Consider the following 20,693-nt stretch of genomic DNA (forward strand, 5'->3'; position numbering starts at 1 on the left):
TCAATGGCCACTGTCCAACGATGTCAATGCGGCGCGTAGCACCTCAGGCACCATGTCGGCAGCCAACGGTGTGGGCAAATCCTGCTCATGAATCACACTGTCCACAGCGTGTTGCGCATCTTGCTGACGCCAACCCAGCGAAATCAATGCTTCCACCACATCCAAACGGCCACGGTCCTCAGGTGCATGCGCCGATGCGGCAACAGACGTATCCGACCCTGAAGCATCGTCCAACGCAGCCAAATCCAGAGAGCCTTTAAGTTCAAGAATGATTTTCTGGGCGCCTTTCTTGCCCAGTCCCGGCGCTTTGGCCAATGCCGTGGCATCACCATCATAGATGGCATGAGCCAGTTGGCCCGCATCAAGCGTTCCCAAGAGCGACAACGCCACTTTGGGACCAATGCCGCTGACTTTTTGCAATTGCAAGAACATGCGTTTCGCCGCATGGTCAAGAAAACCGAACAATGTGATCGCATCCTGCGACACGGACATCGAGGTGAACACTGTGGCATCCTGCCCGACATGCAATGTGGCCAAATCAGCGCCAGCCATGCGTACCTCATACCCGACACCATGCACATCAATCAACGCCGCAGCCGTATCCACCGCAGCCACTTGACCAGACAACATGCCAATCATGCCAGTCCCCTTTCATGCAAGGTCACACCAGGCCAATGCATCACTACACCACGCAACACCCATTGTCGACATGGGCTGCTGAGTACTCTTCTGGTAGCAGTATATCGGTTCGAACAGATGTTCGCATCCCGCATGACCAGGCCGCGATGGAACGTAGAACGGGCTCAAGTGCAGTCCGTTCTTGGTATGAGGCGTCTATACGATTACATGGCGCGTCCACTACGCGCACTTTTATGGTTCGCCTGCTGTGCCGCCTGCGCCCATTGACGTTGCGCCGCGGTCAGATGCTGCTCGCGCTCGCCGCCTTGGATCGCACCTGCCGGTCGCAATGCGTGACAAATGGCAATGGCCAATGCGTCCGCGGCATCCGCAGGTTTGGGCAGCTGGTTGAGGCCTAGAATCCGGGCCACCATGCGTTCCATCTGGATTTTTTCGGCCCTGCCATTGCCGGTAATCGCAAGCTTGGATTCCGATGGCGTATGCAACGCTACGGGAATGCCGCGTTGTGCGGCGCCCAACATGGCAAGACCCGCTGCTTGGGCTGTGCCCAAAACGGTACTGCGGTTGTCTTGTGCGAATACACGCTCAATGGAAACCACATCGGGAATGAACTCATCAAGCTTGGCACACAACCCGTTATAGACCGTCAACAGACGCAAATCTTGCGGCATGTGGGAATCGGAACGCACCACATCCACATGCATAAACGAAAGCCGGCGATTCACGCCGGCTTCAATCACGCCGACCCCGCAGCGCGTCAGCCCGGGATCGACGCCAAGGATAATCATGCCTGATTACTCCTCATCAAGCTGGGCCATGACTTCATCGGAAGCGGTCCAGTTGCTGTAGATGTTCTGCACATCATCCAAGTCATCGAGGTTGTCGATAAGCTTGGAAACCTTGCGGGCATCTTCAAGGGAGAGCTCAACTTCGTTCTTCGGCATCATGACCATGTCAGCCGAATCATAATCGATGCTGGCATCCTGCAGTGCCTTGCGCACAGCCAGCATATCGGACGGATCGGTGATGACGGAATAGGTTTCGCCGTCATCCGTCACATCCTCGGCGCCAGCTTCGGCGGCCTTCTCAAACAGGTCGTCAAAATCGACACCTTCGGACGGCACGACGATGACACCCTTGCGCTCAAAGTTGAAGCTCACGGAACCCGTAGTGGCCAACGAGCCGCCGCCCTTGGTCAGCGTGGAACGCACTTCAGCTGCTGCACGGTTACGGTTATCAGTCAAGCATTCAATGATCAGGCCAACACCTGCGGGAGCATATCCTTCATAGACGATGTCCTCGTAATTGGCGCCACCGGCTTCTTCACCAGAACCGCGCTTGACAGCGCGCTTGATATTGTCGGCCGGCATGGAAGCCTTCTTGGCCTTGTAGATGGCGTCATACAGCGACGGATTGCCGTCGGGATCGCCACCACCTTGGCGGGCTGCGATCTCGATGTTCTTGATGAGCTTGGCAAACAGCTTGCCACGCTTAGCGTCGATGGCAGCCTTCTTATGCTTGGTAGTCGCCCACTTGGAATGTCCGGACATGAATTGCTCCTAGGCGTTGACGGGATGAATACAAACGAATAGATTCTATGGCGGTTCAACGACAAGACTTACTTATGGCCCAATGCGCGTGCGTACACCTCAAGGACCTGGTCGGTAATTGTGGGCCAATCGAAGTCTTTCGAACGCCGCAATCCCGCCGCCGACAACTGCTGTCCTTGCCGCCGATCATTGAGCACTTGAAGAATGGCCCTTGCACAATCATCGGGCTGTCCCACGGCGAACAATTGAGCATCTTGGCCTTGTTCCGTCACACTGACGAACGCATCAAGATCGGAGGCGACAATAGGACATCCTGCCGCCATGGCTTCAGCCAGCACAATACCGAAGCTCTCACCGCCGGTTTGCGGCGCCACATAACAGCTCAACGAATGGTAGAAGGAGGCTTTGTCGGCATCACTGATACGCCCAAGGAACTCCATATGATCAAGCAACTGTGCAGCATCGATGTTGTCGGTTTTTGCAAGTTCCTCGACCATGCGCCGCGCTTCATCCTCTCCGTCGCCAGCACACAAGAATCGCGCTTGTGGAACCTGCTTGAGCACCTGCGCGGCAGCAGCCGCGAACACTCGGAATCCTTTGCGCTCCTCCCCCATGCGGCCAAGAAAACCAATGGTCGGTCGCTCATGCGTCGCCATCCATTGGCCTTTGGATGAGGCGTCGGTGAAACTATGACGGTCTATGCCGTTGGGAATCGTTTGGCGTGTAATCTGCTGCGGCAAATAATGCTCTGCCGTCTGTTGCGCAGCAGGAGACACAAAAATGGCTTCCCGAATAGGTTCCAGGCAGCGGTTGAGATAGCGTTCAAACAGTTTCAACGCACGAGGATACGGCTCAATGGACGCATGGAACGTGGCCACCAATGGTGGTGCATCTTTCATCATGATCGGTTTATGGGCCAACGACGGCGCTTCCGGCTCATGCAAATGCACAATGTCGAAATGGCCTTGACGTACCCAACGGCGTGTCTCATGGCCTGCTGCGAGGAAATAGCTCAAATGAGCCCAAGACCCGTTATAGGGCACGGCAAACGATGAATTCGTGGTTTGTACCCATAACGGCATGTCTTTGGTGCGACGCCCTGGAGCGAACACCGACACTTGATGGCCACGATCCATCAGCTGCAACGCGAAATCGCGAATATGGTTCTGCACACCGCCCGGCGTTTCAAACGAGTAGGGCGACACAATGCCGATGCGCAACGCACGATTGAATTGTGCGGCGCCCGATGGTCCACGAGTGATATGCAGAGGGTCGATTTGTGCTTGGTCCTTCACCGACATGATGGATTGTGTGGTAGTGCTCACTGTGTCCTGTTCACCTCATCTTGACTGCTTGAATCAGCATCGTCACTGTTGCGCGATGCATCATCCATGGCATGGCGCAAATCACGTACGGCGTCGGGAACCCCTTTCAATCGGTTCATATCGAGATCTTCCAAAAAGATCGGTTGCATCATATGCCAATCCTGCGGATGTTCACGAATCCCTTCACTCCACATATCCACCCAGGCTTGGGTCAGCTCATGGATGGCTTGATCATGGTCCATGGTGGCAAGATCGTGATCGACAAGCACAGGTCCACGCACTTGCAATACATACCCATAGCCGCATCCTGCAGTTTTGCGTCGTGCTCCATGCAAACGCTCGCGATACATGTTGACCACATATAGCGGCAATCCCGTTTGCAATGCCAACACTGCGGGCCCTCTGGCCACGCGGATCATCGATCCGAATGCCTGGACGAATTCGCCATGGCTGCCAAGGTCACGATCAGCCAGCAGCGGTACCAGGCAGGGCGACTGCACCAGTCTGCGCTCAAGCCGTTGCGTAACGTGTCCCGACCCAGCCAGCATGATGTGGATGCCGAGTTCTTCACGAATCTGCATGAACGTGTCCAGCAGTTGCGCATTGGTCAGCTGTTCGGCCACGGTCACCACTGGGGCACCATGTTCACCACCCCATAATCCCGCATAATCCCAATTGCCTTGGTGTCCCATGGCCAAAGGAGCGGATGAATGATGCTCACGGCACCATGCCATCAACGGTTTGAGACCATATCCCGCACCGCGCGTACGGGTTAGCAGCTGCTGGCGCGAACGACCTGCCACAGTCATGGCTTCCGCAAAATATGCAAAATACGAGCGCATGGCTTGACGTGACAGTGTGCGCAGTCGCCGGTAGGCCGCAGTGCCCTTGGGCGGCATCACATGGCAAGCTGATTGCCCAGTGATGCCGTCGCCCTGTGCACTGTCCGATGTCACATGCGCGAGGTTACGTTCCAGCTGGCGTACCGATGCGGGGTGGCAAAGCCATGTGACCTGTGCGGCTGCATCAAACACCGCCCGCACCAGCGCCTTCCGGCACATACTTGGCATGCCGCGCGATCCATACCATGATTTCATCCATGCCAGTCGCTTTCCTTAGCGTTCGTCAGCGTGTGCTTCCATGGTTTCTTCATGCTCATGCACATATCCGTATGCATCCATCTGACCATGTTGACGTGGTTCTTCGTCAATACCATGGTCCACTTCCATGATGCGCTGGACCACGGTAATCGTGCCCAACAAATCAAGCAACGCCATCGTGACAACAAGAATCAGGTTGGCATGGAACAAACCGGTCAGCGCCATGCCGATCAGGATAATCGTCAATCGGTCCGAGCGTGTAGCGATGCCTCCCTTGGCGTCCACGCCCAAGCTTTCCGCTTTGGCACGCACGTAGGGCGTGACAAACGATGTCATCATGGCATACAATGTGCAGCACATGCCTACGATGGAGATCAAATCGTTACGCGTCATGTTCGTTACTTGGCTCCACGCGACCTGCTGCATATAGAAGTAGATCAGCACGCCCATCATGACGCCCCAATCCGCAACACGGTCAAGTGTGGAATCAAGGAACGAACCGAACTTCGTGCCACCGGTGGTCAGAGCGGCGACGGAGCCATCAAGCGAGTCGAAAATCACGAGCAGCGTCAGTACCACAGCACCTTCGAACAGCCAACCGGTCAGGCCGGCCCATATGCCGACAATGGTGGTCCCAACCGCGCCAACAACCGTCACGGCATTCGCGGTAACACCAAGCCGGACCAAGCCACGTGCAATAGGTTCGATGAAGCGCTTGAAACCCGGCCTCAACTTCTCCAGCATGGCAGGATCCTCCTTCTCGCTATGTCCATCCTCAGCAGCGTACCCGCATGATTCGATAAATGCAGCGCGTTGCATACGGCACGCATGCATGTGAGGCATGGATTCGCCATGATTCACATCACGGTAATCAAAAACAGGGAACCGAACTAATCCGGTTCCCTGTGCGAGTGCGGAAATATATGCCGCACCCAGGTGACGTCACTCGTGCGATTCAGCGCCGATAAGCTGCTGGAAATCGTCGGCGGAGTTCACTTGCACACGCTCGTTGATCGCCTTGAGGATCCACTGGCGGGCGTCGTCGACGGGCACGCCGTTCAGCTGGCTGCCGTCGCGGAAACGGAAGCTCACGGCATTGTTGGACATGTCTTCCTCACCAACAATCAAAATGAACGGCACCTTCGACTTGGATGCGTTACGGATTTTCTTGCCGAAACGGTCGTCCGACAAATCAATCTCGACACGCACGAGGTCTTCCTCCAGCGAGTCCATGAACCGCTGCAGATGTGGAGCGAACTCGTCGGCAACGGGCACACCCAACGCCTGTACCGGAGCGATCCAAGCAGGCAGCGCGCCCGCATAATGCTCGAGCAGAATCGCGAAGAAACGCTCAATGGAGCCGAACAACGCGCGGTGAATCATTACAGGACGCTGGTGGGTGCCGTCCTTGGCGATGTATTCAAGACCGAAACGCTCTGGCAGATTGAAATCGAGCTGGATTGTGGATACCTGCCAGGTACGGCCGATGGCGTCACGGGCCTGCACCGAGATCTTCGGACCGTAGAACGCAGCGCCACCCGGATCAGCCACGAGCTCAAGACCGGAATCCTTGGCGACTTCAGCCAATGTGTTCGTTGCCTCTTCCCAGATTTCGTCGGAACCCACAAACTTGTGCTCATCCTTCGTGGACAGTTCCAGATAAAAGTCGTTGAGACCGTAATCCTTGAGCAATTTGAGCACGAATTGCAGCAGGTTCTTGAGCTCATCTTTCATCTGCTCACGCGTGCAGTAGATGTGCGAATCATCCTGGGTCAAACCGCGCACACGCGTCAAACCGTGGACGACGCCCGACTTCTCGTAGCGGTAAACTGTGCCGAACTCGAACAGACGCAGCGGCAGTTCGCGGTAGGAACGCTGACGCGACTTGAAGATGAGGTTGTGCATCGGGCAGTTCATCGGCTTGAGATAGTAGTCGAAGCCTTGCTTGACGATATTGCCTTCGGCGTCCTTCTCTTCATCCAAATGCATGGCCGGATACATGCCATCCTTGTACCATTGCAAATGTCCGGAAGTCTCGTACAGCTTGCCCTTGGTGATATGCGGGGTCTGCACAAAGCTGTAGTGGTGGCGACGATGCATGTCTCGTGAATAGTCTTCCATCGCGTTGATGATGGCTGCACCCTTGGGATGGAACACTGCCAGACCCGGACCAATCTCATCGGGGAAGCTGAACAGATCCATTTCTTGGCCGAGCTTGCGGTGATCACGCTTGGCGGCTTCTTCCATGCGCTGCTGATAGGCCTTGAGCTCATCCTTCGTGGCGAATGCCACGCCATAGATGCGCTGCAACATCGGATTGGCTTCCGAACCCTTCCAATAAGCGGCAGCCGCACGTTCAAGCTTGAACGCCTTGATGAACCGCGTGTTCGGCAGGTGCGGTCCACGGCACAAATCCGTCCACACCACATTGCCTTCACGGTCGATGTTGTCGTAGAAGCTCAGTTCCTTGTGGCTGATATCTTGGGCCGCTTCGGTGTCGAGAGCCGCTTCTTTGTCTTCAATCAGCTCAATCTTGTACGGCTGATCGGCTTCGGCATCCAAAGCCTCTTGCTCAGTCACCACGCGACGCTGGAAACGCTGCGACGATTTGATGATGCGCTGCATCGTCTTTTCAATCGTCTTCAAATCGTCGGGCGTGAACGGTTCCTCAACGTCGAAGTCATAGTAAAAACCGTTTTCAATGACCGGACCGATGCCAAGTTTGGCATCGGGGCGCAGCTCTTGCACCGCTTGGGCCATGACGTGCGTGGCGGAATGGCGCATGATGGCCAAGCCGTCCGGGGAATCAAGCATGATGGATTCCACGATGTCGCCATCATTCAACGGCGTATAGAGGTCGCGGGGCTCGCCATTGAGGCGTACTGCGATGATGTCTTTGTTGTCCGAAAACAGTTCGACGCCTGTCAGGCCCGCATCCACCTCCTTCTGTTCGCCATCAATCGTCAGGGAGATGCTGTGTTCAGCCATGGGGTGTCCTTTGCTATCGGGGCCCGCGGTACAAGGTGCAGGCCTGGACTGAGATTTCAATGCTTAAAACTATGGCTGTGTCTTGACATTGCTTCACCATCACCGGACACGTGTCAATTCAGGGCTGAAAATGAAAAAGACCCGGTGCATGCACCGGGTCGCTGGAGCGGACAACGGGGCTCGAACCCGCGGTCTCGACCTTGGCAAGGTCGCGCTTTACCAACTAAGCTATGTCCGCATAGCACATGAACGAATCCCCATAGGGTGGGTGATATAGGAATCGAACCTATGACCCCTTCCGTGTGAAGGAAGTGCGCTAGCCGCTGCGCCAATCACCCGGATTCATTCAGTTGTTGCCGTGCGATATTGACTATCGCACTTGTGGGCGATACAAGATTCGAACTTGTGACCCCTTCCGTGTCAGGGAAGTGCGCTACCACTGCGCCAACCGCCCAGGTTGACTTCCGACACAAGAAAACCCGACTAAACAGCCGGGCTCGACTTGCATCTTGAGCGGACAACGGGACTCGAACCCGCGGTCTCGACCTTGGCAAGGTCGCGCTTTACCAACTAAGCTATGTCCGCGTAACCGAAACAGTGTTCCGATTCGTGGGTGATATAGGAATCGAACCTATGACCCCTTCCGTGTGAAGGAAGTGCGCTAGCCGCTGCGCCAATCACCCAAAGCTATTCAATTATCGACCAGCAATTGCTTGCTGACGCGTGGGCGATACAAGATTCGAACTTGTGACCCCTTCCGTGTCAGGGAAGTGCGCTACCACTGCGCCAACCGCCCGGGTCGTGCGAGGAACCGAAGTTCCAAGAGGTGGGTACGAGAGTCGAACTCGTCTATACGGCTTTGCAGGCCGCTGCCTAACCGCTTGGCTAACCCACCGTAAGGTCTGTCAGACTCATCGGACCTTAGAGCGGACAACGGGACTCGAACCCGCGGTCTCGACCTTGGCAAGGTCGCGCTTTACCAACTAAGCTATGTCCGCGTAACCGAAACAGTGTTCCGATTCGTGGGTGATATAGGAATCGAACCTATGACCCCTTCCGTGTGAAGGAAGTGCGCTAGCCGCTGCGCCAATCACCCAAAGCTATTCAATTATCGACCAGCAATTGCTTGCTGACGCGTGGGCGATACAAGATTCGAACTTGTGACCCCTTCCGTGTCAGGGAAGTGCGCTACCACTGCGCCAACCGCCCGGGTCGTGCGAGGAACCGAAGTTCCAAGAGGTGGGTACGAGAGTCGAACTCGTCTATACGGCTTTGCAGGCCGCTGCCTAACCGCTTGGCTAACCCACCGTAAGGTCTGTCAGACTCATCGGACCTTAGAGCGGACAACGGGACTCGAACCCGCGGTCTCGACCTTGGCAAGGTCGCGCTTTACCAACTAAGCTATGTCCGCGTATGCTTCCCGGCAGTTCGTCGCTGCCTGAGCACGAGTAACTACTATAAACACATTCATGTGATTTGCAAATCCGGCGTGTCGTTTTTGAGCAAACGGTTGCCCTGACAGCGATCGCCGAGGCTTACAGCATGTTTGGACCGACGCTTTTTGCCGTCTCAAATATCGTGATAATGCACCGCCCCGCACTACGTATCGATTCATAGGTCATAGATTTTCAACCTGCCGCCCCCCATACCCCATCACAACTATCCGCTCACGCACCGACGCACAGGGACACCGCCATATATGCCACAGGGAACGGTGTTCACTGAACTTGACGCGATAATTAGACGAAGTAACACCGTAAAGCAGCGTATTGCAGACGTGATTTATCTGCCAGAGAGCACATATTCGGTACAAAAGCCCATAGTGTACAGCATCGTAGCATCCTTTTGCGGCTTCGTAATATAAATGCAACAATCATTAGCGGCAGGCGGACGTGATCACCCCTGAATCCTTGAACGCGCTACAGTATTGACTATGTACAGTAAAGGGCCCAAACCGCAAATCATCATGGTCGCGGCGTTTGATGGATGGAACGACGCGGATCAGTGTGCTACTGACGTCATTCGTCAGCTCGTTTCCCACTATCCGTCGGTCGAAGTCGGCCACATCAATCGTGATGGCTATTACGATTACCAGGTATCACGACCCATTCAGTGCAGTATCCAAGGCTTTCGGCGCATCCTGTGGCCACAAACCACGTTTTATGACATCTCGATCAGCGACACGTTGCATATCCTTGCACAATTGGGGCCGGAACCCAACTACGGCTGGCTGGAATATTGCCGGGAAAGCCTGCGTCTGGCCGAAGAATTCGAAGTGACCCATATCTATACACTCGGAGCCATGTTTGCCGACTGCCCGCACACGCGTCCTTTGCCATTGGAAATCACAGTGGAAGGCAACGGGGCCGATCAAAGCGTGGAATACAGCGGTCCGATCGGCATTCCGCACGTACTGGACGCCGCAGCCGACGAAGAAGGGTTCGACACGACCTCCATCTGGGTGTCGGTGCCCAAATACTTGGGCAATGATTTGTGTCCGCAAGGCACCTTGCAACTCATGGAAACGCTGAACCAGCAGATTGACTTCAAACTCGACCTTGGCGATTTGCCGCGCAAAGCCGAGCAATGGCGCGCTCGCGCTTCACTGCTTACTCAAAACAATCCTGAGCTTGAGCATTTTGTGTCGGAACTTGAACATGAATATGACATGAATGAACGAGCCAAAGCCATTGCTGCTTCGGGCTCACCCGCCGTGCAACAGCTTGTCAGTGAGGCGGAGTCGTTCCTGCGTGATTATCCCCACGACAAAGAATAAACAGAAATCATAAAAACAAGGCCGGTCCTGCACCCAACGGTACAGGACCGGCCTTTTGTTCATCGGCACTGACGCCATATCAAGCGTTCGTACCCACCGGCACACCCTCCAACGGGGAAAGCACGCCCGTCAGCAGCAGCACCGCCACAATAACGGCCAACGCGATACGGTAAATGGCGAACGCCTTGTACGAGAACGTGGAAACGAACTTCAGGAACCCGATAATCACCACATAGCCAACGATGAACGCCACAATGGTCGCAGCGATCGTGGCACCCCAACCGGGGAACAACGCATCCGTCTGAGCGTCGTGCACGGCCTTGACGGCCTCCAAAATACCGGCGCCGAACACTGCAGGAATCGCCATCAAGAAGCTCACACGCACCGCGGCCTCACGCGTGTATCCCATGGCACGGCCAAACGTGATTGTGCCACCGGAGCGAGAGACGCCAGGAATCAACGCCAGCATCTGGCCGATACCGAACCAAATGGAGTCACGTACGGTCATATCCTCAATCGTTTTGACCTGGCGGGAACGCTCGTCAACAATCCACAGCGCAATACCGAACGCAAACAGCACGAAGACCGTAATCCACAGGTTGCGCAGCGTCGTTTCAATCGCGTCCTGGAACAGCACACCCGCAATCAGGATAGGAATCGTGCCAATGATGATATACCAACCCAACCGGGCATCCTTGTTCGACGCGCCCAGACGATGCTGCCAATCTTTGCCCTCACGACCAAACAAACAACTGAACCAGCCTTTTAAAATATTGATGATGTCGTGACGGAAATAGAGCAGAACCGCCAGTTCCGTACCCAATTGGATGATGGCCGTAAACGCCGCACCTGGATCGCTGCCGAGCATCAAGTCGCCGACAATGCGGATATGGGCGCTGGAAGACACGGGCAAATATTCAGTCAATGCCTGCACCAGCCCCAACACAATGGCTTGGAAGAAATTCATACATCCCCGCTAGCTATTCGATGGTTCTTTACAGCCAATACGTTACCGCTGCCCCAGAAAAAGTCAGCAACGTGAGGCATAACCGCAGAGCAGACCGCATCACAGCGACACCCGAACGCATAACAGTCCAATCATCAGCAACGTCACGCCCACCCAACTCAATGTCAGCGGGCGAACCAACAATGTCGTTCAACAGGCGATTCATAAACCACGAATGGCCACCACACAGGAGGAAAGCCATGAGCACCTATCGGAAATCTCGCGCGTATAGTCCCCAAGGGTTTTTTGCCTGCGAAGCCAAAGGATTGCAATGGCTCGGCCAAGCCCATGCCCAGGGCGGCCCACGTGTGGTCGAAGTAGTGGATTGGGCAGACAACTATCTTGACATTGAGCGTGTGAGCCCCTGCTCCCCCACGCCTGATGCCGCATTCCGGTTCGGAGCCGCGCTCGCGCGCATGCATGATGCCGGTGCCCAATATTTCGGGTCGGCTCCTGACGGGTACGACGGCACCTGTTATTTCGGACCGTTGCAGGACCCGGTGCCGATGGATACGGGGTCATGGACTGATGTCGCTACATATTATGCCGAGGGACGCTTGAGGCCGATGGTCGAGCTCGGCATTGCGCGTGGCGAGCTCAGGGACGCCGACATGGATTTGACCCAGGAAGTAATCGAGGCGTTGCCGGAATTGTTGGGCAAAGCCCGTGACGACAAACCCGCACGTGTGCACGGCGATTTGTGGAGCGGCAATGTCATGTACACGGCTGATAGCGGACAAGTGGATGCCATATTGATTGACCCGGCTGCCCACGGCGGCCATCGTGAAGAGGATCTGGCCATGCTTGACCTGTTCGGCATGAGCTATCTTGACCGCATTATGGACGGCTATACATCGGTGCACCCGCTCAAAGCAGGGTTTGATCGACGCGTGACGTTGTGGCAGCTCTATCCGATTGCGGGCCATTGCGTATTCTTTGGCGGCGGTTACGTCAACCAGTACCGGCGCATGTGCCGCTCGCTGTTAGATTGATAGCGCTGATAGCATGGTGGACCCGGTATTGTGAACTCAGTGTGGTGTGACCGTCGGGCATGCACCCCGAAGCCCACACCACACTGAGTCAGCATTTCAACCCAGTATTACTGGCATTCAACCCAGTATTACCAGTATTCACTGGTATTAGTTGAACGCTTCCTTCAACTTCGTGAAGAATCCCTTTTTGGCCGGCGCAACCGGCTTGGCATTGCAGTCCAACTGGCCATCCTCATCATCGTGCATGTCGCAGAATTGCTCGATGAGAGATCGTTCCTTATCGTTGAGCTTGGTTGGAATTTCCACATTCACATGCACGATGAGGTCGCCGCGCTCGGTATTGTCCCGTATATCGGTCACGCCCAGATTCTTGACTGTGACCGTTTGCTCGGGTTGGCAACCCGCAGGAATATCGACATTGTGCATGCCATCGAACGTGTCGATCTCAACCGTATGACCCAGCACAGCCCAACTCATCGGTACGCGAATCCAGCAATGCAAATCATTGCCTTGACGCGTGAACTGCCTGTCGGGCTTGATGCGCACATCAATATACAGGTCGCCTGCAGGACCACCGCATTCGCCGACTTCACCTTGGTGGGCAAGACGTATGCGCGCGTCATCGACAATGCCGGCTGGAATGCTCACGGTCATGTCACGCTTGACACGCACACGGCCTTGACCATGACATACTGTGCAGGGGTCTTCAATTACGGTACCGTGGCCTTGGCAGGTAGGACATGGCGACGATGACATCATCGTGCCCAACATGGTGCGCACCATCTTTTGCACCTGGCCCGATCCATGGCAATCGGGACAGGTTTGTGGTTGACTGCCATCTTGCGAGCCGCTGCCTCCACACTGGTTACACACGCCGAACGTGTCAACGGTGAACTTCTGGTTGCCACCAAACACGGCAGTACGCAAATCAATGGTCATCGATTCCAGCGAATCCCTGCCCGGTTGCGTACGCGGAATGGGGCCGGAGCCGGAAGCGGCCCCAAACGCGGAACCGAAGAACGAACTGAAAATGTCGCCCATGTCGCCCATACCGGAGAAACCTGCGCCGTACCCGGACTGCGGGTTGTTCGGGTCCACGCCCGCATCGTACATCTGGCGTTTGTCGGGATCGGACAACACTTCATAGGCGCTGTTGACTTCTTTGAATTTCTCCTCGAATTCAGGACCGGCGATATCGGGATGATATTGGCGGCTCTTATGGCGATACGCCTTTTTGATCTCTTCTTCGGATGCGGTACGGCTCACACCGAGGATCTCGTAATAATCGGTCACTGTTCATTCCTTTTCGTGATGGAGGTGGTCGATAGATGGTTGATGTTGCTAGTTGGTTGATAGTTGGCGGGTGCGCTCGTCTGGTATTGGCTGTTGTTCGCTGGTATTCGCCGGTATTGGTTTACTGTGGCCGTTCATTGCCCAGAAACTCAGTCAAATAGGATGCCACGGTGCTCACGGCTGCCATTGTTGTGGCGTAATCCATGTGAGTGGGGCCAATTGATCCCACGAATGCGACGGGCGTGACCGCAGAACTGGAGGATGGTTCGCTCAAGCCAAAGGATGTCTCAGCCGCATCCGCCATATGCCGGGCATCCGAATGCGCATAATCATCGTCCGCTTTATGGCCGTGATTGGTGGTGTCCTGCCCATAGCCGCTGGTCACCACTGAGGCATGCATCAAACCGGGCGTCTTGGTTTCCGAACCGATGGCGATACCGATACCGCGGTCATCAAGATGCTCACTTAAATCAGTCATCAATCGCATGATGACCACTTGTTCCTCCAACGCGTCAAACAATGGTCCCAAATCTTGGGAGGTTTCGCGATGTGCAAGACGGGCGGTGCCGGCCATGTACAAATCACTGGCATGTTCCTCATCGGCCATGGCATCCAACGCGGCTGCAAGACGCACCGTCAAATCAGTGTCCCAACTGCCCAGATCATCGGACCGCAATGCACGGATACGACCCGCGCAATCCCTCAAACCATGCCCCGTGCAGATACGGTTGACAATCTGCGCGACACGCCGGATATCATCGGGGGTCGGCATTGCCGGAGCCGCCAGCACATGCTGCGCCACACGACCAGTATCGGTAATGACCACAGCCAACATCGTGTTGGTGGCAATCGGCACCAATTCAACATGCCGCATCGTGGATTTTGACAATGATGGCGAGGCGACCACGGCGATTTGCCCGGTGATTTGCGACAACAACCGTGCGGCACGCCGCAATGTGTCTTGCAGATTGACCGACCCGGCCAGGAATGTGCCGATGCCTTGCCGTTGCGCTTGTGACAATGGCACTACAGTCGCCAATCGGTCCACAAAATAGCGATACCCTTTTTCCGTGGGAATGCGTCCTGCCGACGTATGCGGTTGGATGAGATACCCTTCCGCTTCCAACACGGCCATATCGTTACGGATTGTCGCGGAACTCACACCCAGATCATGGCGTCTCGCCAAGGCTGAAGAGCCCACGGGCTCCTGGTTGCGAATATAGTCTTCGACCACTGCACGTAATACCAACATGCGCCGGGTCTGTGCCATCGCTCCCCCTGTTTCCTGACTTGAATGTCCTACTGAATGTCTTGCTAATAGTGGAGTGTCGAGTCGCCGATCCACTACTGGAACCAAATCCGAATCAATCCGATTCATTCCCGGATTTGACTGAAATGTCCGGTTTGCCCGAAACGGCTGGCATAGCGGAAGGCAACGCGGAGCGCGAGTTCGCGCCGCTCACCGCATCACCACCACATGCATCCACATGCATCACACAACATCCATGAGTACTGGTTTAGCACTCTTGGCGCCAGAGTGCTAATCAGCCGGCCGCGAGCATGTCTCCATATTGAAAAAGAACCATGTTTATCGCATTGCCGCGACAACCCCCATGCCAAGCACATAGGTTCAAAACACTAGGATTGGGGCAACCTCAGTAAGTCTGTTGACAACGTTACTATGAAAGGGCAATGTGAGGGAGGAACGAAGCGGCATACCGCCTCACCGAGTTCCGCCCGAAGTATTGGAAGGAAAGTAGATCTCAATGACCGATATCACCTGGTCTGAATTGGACGAGCGCGCCATCAACATGGCCAAGGCTCTCTCCGCCGACGCTGTACAGCACGCTGGCCACGGCCACCCCGGTTCGCCTATTTCGTTGGCTCCGATTGCCTATACGCTTTACCAGCACTTCATCAAGCATGATCCGAACGATCCCAACTGGGCGGGTCGCGATCGCTTCATCCTCTCGGGCGGCCATGCTTCGCTGACCCAGTATGTGCAGCTGTTCTTCTCGGGCTATGGCCTGACGATTGATGACATCAAGAACTTCCGTGGCGGCGCTGACACGCGCACGACGGGCCACCCTGAGGTCGGCTTGACCCCGGGCATCGAAATGACGACCGGTCCTCTGGGCCAGGGTGTCGCCTCCGCTGTCGGTTTCGCCTACGGCCAGCGTTTCGAGCGCGGACTGCTCGATCCTGACGCCGCTGAGGGCACCTCGCCGTTCGACCACAATGTGTGGGTCATCTGCGGTGAAGGCGACGTTGAGGAAGGCGTTTCCGGCGAAGCCAGCTCGCTGGCCGGCAACCAGGATCTCGGCAACCTGTTCGTGATCTTCGACGCCAACCACATCCAGATTGAAGGCGAAACCAAGATCGCTTTCGCCGAGGATGTCATCGAGCGCTACAAGGCTTACGGCTGGTACACCGATGAAATCAGCTTCATCCAGCCTGACGGCTCCTACAAGGAAGATGTTGAAGGCCTGACCGCTGTGCTCGAGAAGGCCCAGCAGGTCACCGACAAGCCTCACTTCATCAAGGTCGACACGCTGATCGCATGGCCGACCCCGGGCAAGACCAACGATCCGTCCTCGCACGGTTCGGCCCTGGGTGAGGAAGCTGTCGCCGGCCTCAAGAAGGCTCTCGGCCTCGACGCCGCCCAGTCCTTCGCCATCGACGAAGAGGCTCTGGCTCACGCTCGCAAGGTTGCTGAGCGCGGTTTGGAAGCCCACAAGGAATGGGACGAGAAGCTGCAGGCTTGGGCCCAGGCCAACCCGGACAAGGCTGCGCTGTACGAGCGCATCAAGGCCGGCAAGCTGCCTGAGGGCTTCGACGCCGCTATCGACGAGCTCGAAGCTGGCTTCAACGTTGGCGACAAGGTTGCCACGCGTAAGGCTTCGGGTGCCGCAATCAATGCCATCGCTCCGGTCATGCCTGAGCTGTGGGGTGGTTCCGCTGATCTGGGTGGTTCCAACAACACGAACATCAAGGGCGCCAAGTCCTTCGCTCCTGCCCAGTACGCTACGACGCAGTGGCCTGACGTGTCCCCGTACGGCCGTCAGCTGCACTTCGGCGTGCGCGAGTTCGCCGCAGGCTGCATCACCAACGGCATTCTGCTGGGTTCCGACACGCGTCCGTTCTCGGGCACGTTCTTCCAGTTCGCCGATTACATGCGTGCCGCTGTGCGTCTGTCGGCCCTGATGGAGATCCCGAACCTGTATGTATGGACTCACGATTCCGTGGCTCTGGGCGAGGATGGCCCGACCCACCAGCCGATCGAGCATTTGGCTTCGTTCCGTGGCATCCCGCAGCTCGAAGTTGTGCGTCCTGCCGATCAGTGGGAAACCGCTGAGGCATACCGTTACTTCTTCGAGAAGAACAACACGCTGCCTACGGCCATGATCCTGACGCGCCAGGGCGTGCCGACGCTGGCTGAAACCGCCGAAAAGGCCAAGGAAGGCGTGCGCAAGGGCGCTTACGTGCTGCTCGACACCGATGGCGAGCCGGACGTGATCATCATGGCTTCGGGTTCCGAAGTGCAGTGGGCTGTGGCCGCTGGCAAGCAGCTTGCTGAAGAAGGCATCAAGGCCCGCGTCATCTCCATGGTGTCCATGGAATGGTTCGAGGAGCAGGACGAAGAGTACAAGGAAGGTATCCTTCCGGCCTCCGTCAAGGCTCGCGTCTCCGTTGAAGCCGGTCTGGCCATGCCTTGGTACAAGTACCTGGGCACCTATGGCAAGCCTGTCTCGATTGAGCAGTTCGGTCTGCAGGGTGACGGCGCTCAGAACATGATTGATCTGGGCATCACCACCGAGCATGTGGTTGAGGCCGCCAAGGCTTCCATCGAAAGCACCAAGTGATGTTGTAGGGGGTGTGTCCGCAAGGACACGCCCCTTTTCCTTTCTTGCAATCATTTGTTCAGACTTGCAAGAATAATGTGAATTGTTGATCCAATTGAGGAATCAAGGAGAAATAACCAAATGACTGAAGCAACTCAGCGCATTTCCGATAACGGTGTCTCGATTTGGCTGGACGACCTGTCCCGCACACGTATCGAGTCGGGCAACCTGCAGGAGCTCATCGCCAACGACAACGTTGTTGGCGTGACCACGAACCCTTCCATCTTCCAGAAGGCTCTCTCCCAGGTCGGCCCGTACGACGCCCAGCTCAAGGAGCTCGGCAAGGTTGACGTCGAAACCGCTATCCGCGAGCTGACGACCACCGATGTGCGTAACGCCACCGACATCTTCCGCCCTATCGCTGAGGCCACCGACTACGTCAACGGCCGCGTGTCCATCGAGGTTGATCCTCGTCTGGCTCATGAGACTGCAGAGACCGAGAAGCAGGCTGTGGAACTCTGGGAGAAGGTTGACCGTCCGAACGCGATGATCAAGATCCCGGCAACGCTTGAAGGTCTGCCGGCCATCACCGCCACGCTCGCCAAGGGCATCTCCGTCAACGTGACGCTGATCTTCTCACTCGAGCGCTACGAGCAGGTTATCGATGCGTTCATCGAGGGTATTGCCCAGGCTGACGCCAACGGCCACCCGCTGGAGCACATCGCTTCCGTGGCTTCCTTCTTCGTGTCCCGCGTGGACACCGCTGTGGACGCCCTGCTTGAGGAGATTGGCACCGATGAGGCCAAGGCTCTCGAAGGCAAGGCCGCTGTGGCCAACGCTCGCCTCGCTTATGAACTGTTCCAGAAGAAGTTCGCCGAGGATCCGCGCTGGGCCGATCTGGCTGCCAAGGGCGCCAAGGTGCAGCGTCCGCTGTGGGCTTCCACGGGCACCAAGAACCCGGCTTACTCCGACACCAAGTATGTTGACGAGCTCGTCGCTCCCGACGTTGTCAACACGATGCCGGAGAAGACGCTGATGGCTCTGGCTGATCACGGCAATGGCGCTCCGTCCATCGAAGGCACGTTCGATGACGCTCACGATGTCATGAACCAGCTCGCTGCTCTCGGCATCGACTTCAAGGCCGTTACCGACAAGCTCGAGGCTGATGGCGTTGCTGCCTTCATCAAGTCCTGGGACACCGTCCTGGCTGATGTGCAGGCCGGCATCGACCGCGTCAACGGCTGAGACCCGCGCTAGAACGCCAGTACTGACGTTCTGCAATACCGCGTGAGATTTCACGGTGAGGGGCTGCCCACCCAATGTGGTGGACAGCCCCTCATTGATATGTGATGCGAATCCCTTGCATCTCTACCGAATTGCGCACTCTGATGTAGGCGGCTTGGTTTGCGCGGCTTGTGCGCGCTTGCATACATGATGTCCCGACGAGCGGCGGCTGCATTAATGCCGTTGCGCGTGTTCCAACGTTTCGTCAATCTGGCTCATCATCGCACGACGAGCTTGCAGATACATGAGCACGAGTTGCACCATCACGAGCAGCACTGCAATAACAGCGCTGACTATGCCGACGCTATTGTATTTTGCCAACAATGATGCGGGCATCTGATCCCGCATGCCCAAAAACAAAGCGTAGGGCAATGCGATCATAACAAGCGTCAGCAGATGGGCTCCCACCATCGTCCAACTCACTGGCTGTACGGGTTGCTCCACGCGCGTGACATAGTGGCTGCGCACCACGGTAATGCCAATGACCAGCAAACAGCATGCCGCGGCAATGACCCAAACAATGGCCGGCAATGCGTTCATGATTCCCTCTCCCTCTTGCACATTTCTTGACTACATACTTACTAGCGTCGGTGCACTAGGCATCGTGCTCACAACCTGGTGTGCTCGTTGAGTTCCTGCATGACGTGTTGGCGATGTTCGAAACGCTGCTCGAAACGCTGCTCCATACGTTCAGCCCGTTCAGCCGCCAGTTCATCCACATCATCGAGCGCAATCAGTACAGGAACGTCATCATCGTTATCGTCAAGTTCGGTATACGGTTCCGACTCGAGTGCATCATGAATACGGTGCCAAAGGGCGCCCACCGACACGCCGAACACGGCTTTGCCCTCCCCCAGCAGCGCTGCGATTTGGTCAGGGCTCGCGCATTCATGCACGTACATGCCGTCACACAGTATTGTGGTGTGCTCCAGCTGTGCTGTGGTTTTGTCCATCAAAAACTGCACGGCTTGTGTCACGTTCTGTAAGTTGATACCAACATCAAGCAAGCGTTTGGACACGGCAAGAATAATCACATCTTTGAGCGAATACAATCGTCGTGATCCCGATCCTTGCGATTGTGCGAGCGACGGCTCGACGATATGTTGGCGAGCCCAGTAATCTAACTGCCGATACGTGATACCCGCAATTTTTGAGGCCACTGTGCCTCGATAACCACGAGTAAAACGTTCACTGTCCGCTGTGTCAAACAGTTCGCCTTGGACAAGTCCGCCCATGATCTGCGGTTGGGCTGCATGAATCGAACGCACGCCGCGTTGGTGGTGCGGCAGTTTCGTTTGCGCTGGCATCGGTGCGTAGCCTTCGCTGGGGTTGGCGGAAATACCATGACCGTCTGCAGAAGCGAGCTGCACGGTCTGGCTGGAAGCTGACAAAGCACTCCTCCTTCTGCATTCACGTTGCTGCACACGCACAATACTGGCACGTGTGCACGATTACTCAAACGCGAGAGACAGCGGTATTCGTGAAGAACACGAGACGGAACTTGCCGACCATGATTTCGTCGCCGTTACGTAACGGCGCGTTGTCGACACGCTGTCGGTTGACATACGTGCCATTCAGGCTGCCCGCATCAAACACGTGATAGGTGCCGTTAATCCGGCGGAATACGGCATGCGCACGCGATACCGTGGAATCGTCGAGCAGAATATCGGCACGAGGGTCGCGGCCGACGCTGATTTCATCAACGTCCAGCAGATACCGCGATCCCGACACGGCACCACGCGTTGAAATCAGCAGTCCCGCCCCATCTGGCAGACGGGCGATGGTTTCGAGATCCTCTTGCGTCAGTGGACGGTCCGACGTTGTGGTCACGGGGAAATTGATGGCGGGCAGACCAATGATTGTGGTCTCGCCTGCGCTAGGAATCGGTTCAGTCATAG

17 protein-coding genes and 12 tRNA genes are annotated in these 20,693 nt (G+C 56.1%); 4 read left to right on the plus strand and 25 right to left on the minus strand.

Annotated features, from left to right (window positions below; translation table 11 throughout):
* The 19 genes from ruvA to BGLCM_RS05370 form a co-directional block, all read right to left on the minus strand.
* Complete coding sequence (gene ruvA, locus BGLCM_RS05280; RefSeq protein WP_006294617.1) at positions 1 to 639, minus strand: Holliday junction branch migration protein RuvA; 639 nt, start codon at positions 637 to 639, stop codon at positions 1 to 3.
* 203 nt (positions 640 to 842) lie between these two features.
* Positions 843 to 1,427, minus strand: a complete 585-nt coding sequence (gene ruvC, locus BGLCM_RS05285; protein ID WP_006294618.1) for a crossover junction endodeoxyribonuclease RuvC — start codon at positions 1,425 to 1,427, stop codon at positions 843 to 845.
* A 6-nt stretch (positions 1,428 to 1,433) separates the two neighbouring features.
* On the minus strand, positions 1,434 to 2,189 hold the full coding sequence (locus tag BGLCM_RS05290) for a YebC/PmpR family DNA-binding transcriptional regulator (RefSeq protein WP_006294619.1): 756 nt from the start codon (positions 2,187 to 2,189) through the stop codon (positions 1,434 to 1,436).
* Positions 2,190 to 2,257: 68 nt separating this feature from the next.
* Complete coding sequence (locus BGLCM_RS05295; RefSeq protein WP_006294620.1) at positions 2,258 to 3,490, minus strand: glycosyltransferase family 4 protein; 1,233 nt, start codon at positions 3,488 to 3,490, stop codon at positions 2,258 to 2,260.
* A 20-nt stretch (positions 3,491 to 3,510) separates the two neighbouring features.
* Positions 3,511 to 4,611 carry a phosphatidylinositol mannoside acyltransferase gene (locus tag BGLCM_RS05300; RefSeq protein ID WP_148401521.1) on the minus strand — a complete coding sequence of 367 codons (1,101 nt, stop codon included), beginning with the start codon at positions 4,609 to 4,611 and terminating at the stop codon, positions 3,511 to 3,513.
* Between the two features lie 18 nt (positions 4,612 to 4,629).
* Complete coding sequence (locus BGLCM_RS05305) at positions 4,630 to 5,358, minus strand: CDP-alcohol phosphatidyltransferase family protein (protein ID WP_069187325.1); 729 nt, start codon at positions 5,356 to 5,358, stop codon at positions 4,630 to 4,632.
* Positions 5,359 to 5,556: 198 nt separating this feature from the next.
* Positions 5,557 to 7,602 (minus strand): threonine--tRNA ligase, encoded by a 2,046-nt coding sequence (thrS, locus tag BGLCM_RS05310; protein WP_006294623.1) that lies wholly within the window; start codon positions 7,600 to 7,602, stop codon positions 5,557 to 5,559.
* 162 nt (positions 7,603 to 7,764) lie between these two features.
* A tRNA-Gly gene (locus BGLCM_RS05315) sits at positions 7,765 to 7,840 on the minus strand.
* 27 nt (positions 7,841 to 7,867) lie between these two features.
* A tRNA-Val gene (locus BGLCM_RS05320) sits at positions 7,868 to 7,940 on the minus strand.
* A 44-nt stretch (positions 7,941 to 7,984) separates the two neighbouring features.
* A tRNA-Val gene (locus BGLCM_RS05325) sits at positions 7,985 to 8,056 on the minus strand.
* 58 nt (positions 8,057 to 8,114) lie between these two features.
* A tRNA-Gly gene (locus tag BGLCM_RS05330) sits at positions 8,115 to 8,187 on the minus strand.
* Between the two features lie 25 nt (positions 8,188 to 8,212).
* Positions 8,213 to 8,285, minus strand: a tRNA-Val gene (locus BGLCM_RS05335).
* A gap of 41 nt (positions 8,286 to 8,326) precedes the next feature.
* Positions 8,327 to 8,398: transfer RNA gene (locus BGLCM_RS05340), tRNA-Val, on the minus strand.
* Between the two features lie 28 nt (positions 8,399 to 8,426).
* Positions 8,427 to 8,497: transfer RNA gene (locus BGLCM_RS05345), tRNA-Cys, on the minus strand.
* Between the two features lie 30 nt (positions 8,498 to 8,527).
* A tRNA-Gly gene (locus BGLCM_RS05350) sits at positions 8,528 to 8,600 on the minus strand.
* 25 nt (positions 8,601 to 8,625) lie between these two features.
* Positions 8,626 to 8,698 (minus strand) — tRNA-Val (locus BGLCM_RS05355).
* A 41-nt stretch (positions 8,699 to 8,739) separates the two neighbouring features.
* Positions 8,740 to 8,811, minus strand: a tRNA-Val gene (locus tag BGLCM_RS05360).
* Positions 8,812 to 8,839: 28 nt separating this feature from the next.
* Positions 8,840 to 8,910: transfer RNA gene (locus tag BGLCM_RS05365), tRNA-Cys, on the minus strand.
* 30 nt (positions 8,911 to 8,940) lie between these two features.
* Positions 8,941 to 9,013, minus strand: a tRNA-Gly gene (locus BGLCM_RS05370).
* Between the two features lie 522 nt (positions 9,014 to 9,535).
* On the opposite strand from BGLCM_RS05370, the gene BGLCM_RS05375 reads away from it, so the two are divergent.
* Positions 9,536 to 10,378 carry a PAC2 family protein gene (locus BGLCM_RS05375; protein WP_006294624.1) on the plus strand — a complete coding sequence of 281 codons (843 nt, stop codon included), beginning with the start codon at positions 9,536 to 9,538 and terminating at the stop codon, positions 10,376 to 10,378.
* 79 nt (positions 10,379 to 10,457) lie between these two features.
* On the opposite strand, the gene BGLCM_RS05380 is transcribed toward BGLCM_RS05375, so the two are convergent.
* Entirely contained in the window at positions 10,458 to 11,345 is an 888-nt protein-coding gene (locus tag BGLCM_RS05380; RefSeq protein WP_006294625.1) for an undecaprenyl-diphosphate phosphatase, read from the minus strand.
* 239 nt (positions 11,346 to 11,584) lie between these two features.
* On the opposite strand from BGLCM_RS05380, the gene BGLCM_RS05385 reads away from it, so the two are divergent.
* A complete protein-coding gene (locus tag BGLCM_RS05385) occupies positions 11,585 to 12,376 on the plus strand; it encodes a fructosamine kinase family protein (RefSeq protein ID WP_006294626.1) in 792 nt (263 codons plus the stop codon).
* Between the two features lie 147 nt (positions 12,377 to 12,523).
* On the opposite strand, the gene dnaJ is transcribed toward BGLCM_RS05385, so the two are convergent.
* Both dnaJ and hrcA read right to left on the minus strand, forming a co-directional pair.
* Positions 12,524 to 13,669, minus strand: a complete 1,146-nt coding sequence (dnaJ, locus tag BGLCM_RS05390; protein WP_006294628.1) for a molecular chaperone DnaJ — start codon at positions 13,667 to 13,669, stop codon at positions 12,524 to 12,526.
* A 121-nt stretch (positions 13,670 to 13,790) separates the two neighbouring features.
* On the minus strand, positions 13,791 to 14,939 hold the full coding sequence (gene hrcA, locus BGLCM_RS05395) for a heat-inducible transcriptional repressor HrcA (protein ID WP_006294629.1): 1,149 nt from the start codon (positions 14,937 to 14,939) through the stop codon (positions 13,791 to 13,793).
* Between the two features lie 496 nt (positions 14,940 to 15,435).
* On the opposite strand from hrcA, the gene tkt reads away from it, so the two are divergent.
* Together tkt and tal are read left to right on the plus strand one after the other, a co-directional pair.
* The gene (tkt, locus tag BGLCM_RS05400) at positions 15,436 to 17,532 is read left to right on the plus strand and encodes a transketolase (protein ID WP_006294630.1); all 2,097 of its coding nucleotides are present in this window, start codon (positions 15,436 to 15,438) and stop codon (positions 17,530 to 17,532) included.
* A 120-nt stretch (positions 17,533 to 17,652) separates the two neighbouring features.
* On the plus strand, positions 17,653 to 18,756 hold the full coding sequence (gene tal / locus BGLCM_RS05405) for a transaldolase (protein ID WP_006294631.1): 1,104 nt from the start codon (positions 17,653 to 17,655) through the stop codon (positions 18,754 to 18,756).
* A 213-nt stretch (positions 18,757 to 18,969) separates the two neighbouring features.
* Here the strand turns inward: tal and BGLCM_RS05410 are convergent, their stop codons facing one another.
* The 3 genes from BGLCM_RS05410 to BGLCM_RS05420 all read right to left on the minus strand — a co-directional run bounded on the left by BGLCM_RS05410 (position 18,970) and on the right by BGLCM_RS05420 (position 20,691).
* The gene (locus tag BGLCM_RS05410; RefSeq protein ID WP_052295093.1) at positions 18,970 to 19,335 is read right to left on the minus strand and encodes a hypothetical protein; all 366 of its coding nucleotides are present in this window, start codon (positions 19,333 to 19,335) and stop codon (positions 18,970 to 18,972) included.
* A gap of 68 nt (positions 19,336 to 19,403) precedes the next feature.
* Complete coding sequence (locus BGLCM_RS05415) at positions 19,404 to 20,030, minus strand: MerR family transcriptional regulator (protein WP_044085100.1); 627 nt, start codon at positions 20,028 to 20,030, stop codon at positions 19,404 to 19,406.
* Between the two features lie 220 nt (positions 20,031 to 20,250).
* Entirely contained in the window at positions 20,251 to 20,691 is a 441-nt protein-coding gene (locus BGLCM_RS05420; protein WP_006294635.1) for an FHA domain-containing protein, read from the minus strand.
* Positions 20,692 to 20,693 lie beyond the last annotated feature (2 nt).

Origin of the sequence: Bifidobacterium gallicum DSM 20093 = LMG 11596 (genome assembly GCF_000741205.1) — a bacterium.
Lineage (GTDB): Bacteria > Actinomycetota > Actinomycetes > Actinomycetales > Bifidobacteriaceae > Bifidobacterium > Bifidobacterium gallicum.